Raw genomic sequence first — 306 nt, forward strand, 5'->3', positions numbered from 1 at the left:
AAAATTAGGCACCGACCTACTCTCCCACCTGTTACGGCAATACCATCGGCTCTGGCGGGCTTAACTTCTCTGTTCGGAATGGGAAGAGGTGGACACCGCCGATATAGGCACCTGAATATCTTTTAAGCATTGGATATCGCGATCAAGCACTCTCGCCCATAAGGGGTTTAAATACTAAATACCAACTACTAATTGACATGTTATTGGAAGAAAAGATAAAAAAGAGAGAGGACAACAGTTCTATCCGCATTGGAAAGCTTCGGGTTATTAGTACCACTCGGCTTTGGTCTCTCAACCTTTACACCT

Annotated in this window: 1 rRNA gene; it reads right to left on the reverse strand. The window is 44.4% G+C overall.

From position 1 onward, the window contains the following. Positions 1-3: 3 nt before the first annotated feature. Positions 4-115 (reverse strand): 5S ribosomal RNA (gene rrf / locus ACP6L2_RS18175). Positions 116-306: the final 191 nt, after the last annotated feature.

The sequence above is a fragment of the Sphingobacterium lactis genome, assembly GCF_051951495.1.
Classification (GTDB): Bacteria; Bacteroidota; Bacteroidia; order Sphingobacteriales; family Sphingobacteriaceae; genus Sphingobacterium; species Sphingobacterium lactis_A.